Origin of the sequence: Lactobacillus kefiranofaciens (assembly GCF_900103655.1) — a bacterium.
GTDB lineage: Bacteria > Bacillota > Bacilli > Lactobacillales > Lactobacillaceae > Lactobacillus > Lactobacillus kefiranofaciens.
The window spans coordinates 1-5,041 of record NZ_FMXC01000062.1 but is presented as its reverse complement, the minus strand read 5'-3'; the positions used below and the strand labels follow the sequence as shown (position 1 = coordinate 5,041).

7 protein-coding genes and 1 pseudogene are annotated in these 5,041 nt (G+C 34.0%); 6 read left to right on the top strand and 2 right to left on the bottom strand.

Annotated elements, in window-relative coordinates; translation table 11 throughout:
- Positions 1-215: pseudogene (locus tag BLP58_RS11345) on the bottom strand (ISL3 family transposase); the annotation flags it as partial.
- Between the two features lie 197 nt (positions 216-412).
- On the opposite strand from BLP58_RS11345, the gene BLP58_RS11340 reads away from it, so the two are divergent.
- The 6 genes from BLP58_RS11340 to BLP58_RS12800 all read left to right on the top strand — a co-directional run bounded on the left by BLP58_RS11340 (position 413) and on the right by BLP58_RS12800 (position 4,711).
- The gene (locus BLP58_RS11340; protein WP_338085287.1) at positions 413-946 is read left to right on the top strand and encodes a GNAT family N-acetyltransferase; all 534 of its coding nucleotides are present in this window, start codon (positions 413-415) and stop codon (positions 944-946) included.
- 126 nt (positions 947-1,072) lie between these two features.
- Complete coding sequence (locus BLP58_RS11335; protein ID WP_013854554.1) at positions 1,073-1,621, top strand: hypothetical protein; 549 nt, start codon at positions 1,073-1,075, stop codon at positions 1,619-1,621.
- A 164-nt stretch (positions 1,622-1,785) separates the two neighbouring features.
- A complete protein-coding gene (locus BLP58_RS11330) occupies positions 1,786-2,475 on the top strand; it encodes an SLAP domain-containing protein (RefSeq protein ID WP_013854553.1) in 690 nt (229 codons plus the stop codon).
- A 108-nt stretch (positions 2,476-2,583) separates the two neighbouring features.
- Positions 2,584-3,435, top strand: coding sequence for an Rgg/GadR/MutR family transcriptional regulator (locus BLP58_RS11325; RefSeq protein ID WP_013854552.1), 852 nt, complete (start codon positions 2,584-2,586; stop codon positions 3,433-3,435).
- Between the two features lie 203 nt (positions 3,436-3,638).
- Positions 3,639-4,529 carry an SLAP domain-containing protein gene (locus BLP58_RS11320; protein ID WP_275452906.1) on the top strand — a complete coding sequence of 297 codons (891 nt, stop codon included), beginning with the start codon at positions 3,639-3,641 and terminating at the stop codon, positions 4,527-4,529.
- The gene (locus tag BLP58_RS12800; protein WP_404804764.1) at positions 4,505-4,711 is read left to right on the top strand and encodes an SLAP domain-containing protein; all 207 of its coding nucleotides are present in this window, start codon (positions 4,505-4,507) and stop codon (positions 4,709-4,711) included. The genes BLP58_RS11320 and BLP58_RS12800 overlap by 25 nt, the downstream gene beginning before the upstream one ends.
- Before the next feature lie 139 nt (positions 4,712-4,850).
- Here the strand turns inward: BLP58_RS12800 and BLP58_RS12225 are convergent.
- Positions 4,851-5,041, bottom strand: a 191-nt coding sequence (locus BLP58_RS12225; protein WP_218117904.1) for a hypothetical protein, incomplete at its 5' end; no start/stop codon positions are given.

Sequence of the window (5,041 nt, the reverse complement as noted above, 5' to 3'; positions counted from 1 at the left end):
CTGGCATTAGCTGTTAAATAGCGAATGTTGGTAATCAGATGTCCATTATGCAGGAGAGCCAAGGAGCCACAGTAAGGACAAGCAGGCTGAATCAATTCTGCTTCATAGATTTTGTGCTTTTTCATCTGGACCATTTTGTAGAAATAGTCTTTGAAAACAATATTTTTTTCTTTAATATCAAGATCAAATTTAATACAATTATTAAAAGAGGACATAGAAACACACCTTTATTTATAAAATGTTTAGTAGGATAGATTTTTTATTACAGGGGACTATGTCCTCCTTTTTTATGCAATAAAAAACCTGTTAACAGCTTATCATATTGATAAGTCATCAACAGGAAAAATTATAGAGCCGTTATTATTATGGTATTGAGTTTTGATAGTGATTTTGATTAGAAAAGAAGGATATTATTTTAGACTCGAAACCCGCCCGATGGGGCACACAAGCATACCGTGACGCCAAGAATTTATACATGAAGGCTTTTCCAGCTTGGGAACGTTTCTCCATGTTTTCTCTTTTGGCAATGTCACTTCACCGTAATGTCAAGTTCCATGCAATTTATAATGGCAATCAGTTCTGTGGTATTACTTATTATGCCGAGAACAAGAATACGGTCTATTTGACCTATTTAGCCATCAATAAAGAATTGCGCGGACAAGGTTATGGCTCCAAGATTTTGACCATGCTTGAAGATCGTTTTCCAGATAAGCAAATTGTGATTGATATTGAGCCGGTAACTTTGAAGGCGAAGAATTATAAGCAACGAGTTAGCCGACTTAAGTTCTATGAGCGCAATGGCTTCCATAGAACGGATCAAAAGTTGAAAGATCCTGATGGAGAATTTGAGGCGCTGACGACAGGGAAGAAGCTGGATAAGGAAAGTTTTATTGATACTTTGCGGCAGATGAGCTTTGGTTTTTATCAGGCAAAAGTTGAAAAATAGAATATGAAATAAGCCCAGGCATTGTTGTAATGTACCGGGGCTTTTTTGTATATATCAGATATAAGAATGTGTTATTATCATTTTAATATAAAAAGACATATTTTTATTCTAGAAGGGATATATTTTATGAAGAAAACTAAAATGATTGGAATAGCTGCTGCAGCTTTACTTGCCGTAGCTCCAGTTGTAACTTCAGTAACTCCTGTTGCAGAAGCTGCCATTAATGTGGATAATTCCAAGCCAATTCCGCCAACACCAAGTAGCGCTACAAACAAGCGTTTTTACTATACTTATAACGGCAATACTTATGGTAATGGTGCAGAAACAGATTTGATTAATGCCACTCAATTTAAGACATTAGGTGATATTCAAAAGAATATTGAAAGCAATATCAATTTCTTTGACGGTAATTCTACTCAAAATGTTGAAATTAGTATTCAGAATATTGCTGATCAATTGCAAAAGCAAGGCGTTAACATCTCTGCAAATCCAACTGCATCAACTACAGTGGATTTACCAGATAACTTTAGAATTCAATTAAGAGCAGTTACTGATGAGCGTAACTTTGACTTAACAGTGCGCTACTTCAGATCTACTAGTGTTAACGCAAGTGCACCTCAATTTAGAATTAATAATCATACAGTACTTAGTAGCAAAGAAAATATATATATGTAGTTGGAAAGGATTCCAATTTTGATCCGACCGATGTTAAGCCTTTATCAGGATCTAATCTTAAATTTACTGCACAACAATCAGAAACTGATACCAAAACAGCAAATATTACCGTTGTTTCTAATCCAGTAGATACCTCAAAAGGAAATCAACTATACACTATTACTTTGAGAGCTACTAACTCAGCTGGTCAGACAACTGATCTTTCTTACCAAGTATTTGTTTTAGCTTCAACTAAGCAAGTTCTAGCTTCAGATGCACCAACTTATTCATTTGATGGCGGATTAAAGGAAAGAAGCGAGTCTTTCAAGGCTGGTACTTCAATTTATATTAGTTCTTATCAAATTAGAAAATCTGGCAATGATGTTTATATTCTAGCTTCTCCTTCATCTCAAGCAGCTGTTGAGGGACCGAACCTTGATACTTGGATTAACGTTGATTCTTTATCTGGTTCAGAGGACTACAATACTACAGGGCAAGAAGCAACTGTCATGGTAGCTTCCAGAGCATATGATAAGAATGGTAAATTTACAGGTAAGACTTATCCAGTCTACTCACAAATTTCATATTTGCCAACTGTTCACCAAATTAATGGTAAGACTTACTACAAGGTATTAGGAAAAGATGAATATGTTCGTGTAACTAATATTACTGGTACGCCACGTGTGTTAACACACAATGCATATGTTTATAGAAGTTCATATCGTCGTTCTAAGGGATATCCAAAATTCTATAAGAATGAAAAAGTTATTACTTATGGTGCAGCAGTGAAGTTTAAGAATGGTAAGAAATATTATAAGATTTCAGGCTGTACTGCAACTAATAAGCGTTATATCAAGGCAGTGAACTTTAGATAATTGGTTTATGAAAAAGTAAAAAGAAAGAAAAAGCGGATTTAGGCCGCTTTTTTGTATAAGTACTAAATATGATGCTATCGTTAAGTATTCGTTGGAGGGGCTTTTTCTATGATGGGAAAAGAATTTAGACAACTTAGACAACTTAAAAAGATTAGTCTTGATAAAGCTTGTAAGGGTATCACATCAAAATCTAGTCTTCAACGCTGGGAAAATGGTCAAGGGGAAATGTCTTGTGGAAATCTTTTTAAGCTTTTAGAAAGAATTCATATTCAACCTAAGGAATTTATAGATCTCGTTCAGCCGTCAACATTAAATTCATATGTTGAACCTTTGGAAAATGCTTATAAAAATAATGATGTCGCAGATTTAAAAAATATAGCTGAATTTTTTCTAGGACTTCATTATCATGACAACAATAATAGAAATATGTTATTTCAAGCGGCAATAGCATGTAATTATTATATGGATTTCACTAATGTTAATTTAATGAACGAAAATGATATTTTGAGATTAAAAGCATATTTTCTTCTTATAGAGGAGTGGGATCGTGAAAATGTATTCTTCTTTGTTAATACACAATTATTGCTCTCAGGAATAGATGTGTATAAAATCTCAAGATCGCTTATTAGTTACTTAGTTTATGATGAAACTCAACAAAGTAGAACATATACTATGGCAATTACCACTTTAATAAATGGGATTTTTGTTCTGCTAAAAAAGCAGGAAATCGATAAAGCATATGACCTTTTTGAAAAAGTACGGCGGTTAAATTTTTTAGATGATTTTTTAAATGAAAAGATTAAGATTAATTACTTAAAGACTGTATTTCATTATTTGAATACTAAAGATGTAAAAATGATGGAAAAATTTTTACATGATTTGGATGCTATTGGTTTAAAAGATCAAGCAGATGCATTTCGTCTAGGATTTTCTCAATTTAAAAAGATAATTGATGAATGAATTGAAACTTTTGTCCCATATATGAAACATAATAGTATTTAGGGGTTGATGAGTATGTATAATTTAAGTGCTTTAAGGGAATACCTTATGTAAATTAAATTTATTAATTTCCTTGAATTGGGAATTTAGCCAGATTGAGTTTGAGCATCAAGTTATAATTATGAGAAAGTTGGAAATGATTTCTTAGAAAGTGAGTAAATAAAATGACCAGGAAAATAAAATTGATTAGCTTAGCTGCAGCAGCCCTCCTTGCAGTGGCTCCAGTTGTAAGCCCAGCGGTAGTCCATGCAGCTGATACTACGTCAACTACTACAACTCTCAATAGTAATGCTGAGAATCCAGTAATTACTTATAACGGCAAAAAGTATGACAGTAATCAAGATATTACTGCGGCAATCGCAAACTCTTCATTTAGCCGAGTTCCTTTAAAGGGAAGTAGTACTTTTATCCAAGATGTTAAAAATGCATTTTCTGCTACCGAATCAAGTACAGATAATTCAAAAGTAAATATCGTAGTTTACACGGGTGATTTGTATACTAATATTGCTGGAAAATATCCTGTTAGAGTTTTAGCTACAAATAAAGCGGGAAAATCTACTGCTTTAACTTTTCAAGTTATCGTAGGTAATCAAGGGGCTAATGCAACTTATGCAGTAGCTCAACCACAAGTGAGAGGCAATGTAACCCTTTATACTATTCGTGATGGTAAGGTGATTCATAATTCATATGGTTCATATGTTTTAGATGGTGGTACAACCGTTGCAACTTTTGGCACTGTAGAAATTAATGGCATTTCATATACTAGATTGAATGGCCCAGATTCAGATTTGTTTATTGAAACTAAGTCTGTTGATGGAACTTATCCAGAATCTGCAACAAATGAGGATGGTCAAGCCAAGACAGTGACCAAGACTTTAATGCATACAGCTATTGCATATAATTCAGATGGTCATTCGACAGGCAAGAAATATTATGCATACCGTCAATTGACTTTGAGTGCTGTTAAGAAGAATATTAAAGGTTCGATGTACTACAACGTTCAAGGTACAGGCGATTACATTAAAGTCGTATTGATGGTACTAAGAGGACTTTAACTCGTAACGCTTATATTTATGCAACCAGTAAACGTCGTGCAGATAGAACTTTGCTGAGAAAGGGCGATACCATTACCACATATGGTGGCTCTTACAAGTTCAAAAACGGCAAGCGCTACTACCGGATTGAAGGCGCAACGTCAACCAACAAACGCTACGTCAAAGTAGTGAACTTCGAATAGGCTCACGCAAAATTGAATAGAGAAAAAGGCGATCGAAATGATCGTCTTTTTTACTGATCTGTAAAGTACTATTTCATCAATGATATTAATTACCCATGTTAGAATGATTACAAAATGGTTTTTAACTAAAGGAATAACATTATGGAAAAATATGTAACTTTAAACAATGGCGTAAAAATGCCGCGGCTTGGCTTTGGCGTTTATTGATTAATTGCCGAAGAAAACACGGAATTTCAATCCCGTGATGAATCCGGCCTTTTTTCTTTTGTTTTTTGCTTGTTCCCCCCTTCTTTCTTAAACATATGTTTGATATAATCTTAAAAAGAAAGG

What these genes read in the sequence shown, in the direction of transcription:
- BLP58_RS11320 (WP_275452906.1), top strand. Translation starts at nt 3,639, where the DNA reads ATGACCAGGAAAATAAAATTGATTAGCTTAGCTGCAGCAGCCCTCCTT.
- BLP58_RS11335 (WP_013854554.1), top strand. Translation starts at nt 1,073, where the DNA reads ATGAAGAAAACTAAAATGATTGGAATAGCTGCTGCAGCTTTACTTGCC.
- BLP58_RS11325 (WP_013854552.1), top strand. Translation starts at nt 2,584, where the DNA reads ATGATGGGAAAAGAATTTAGACAACTTAGACAACTTAAAAAGATTAGT.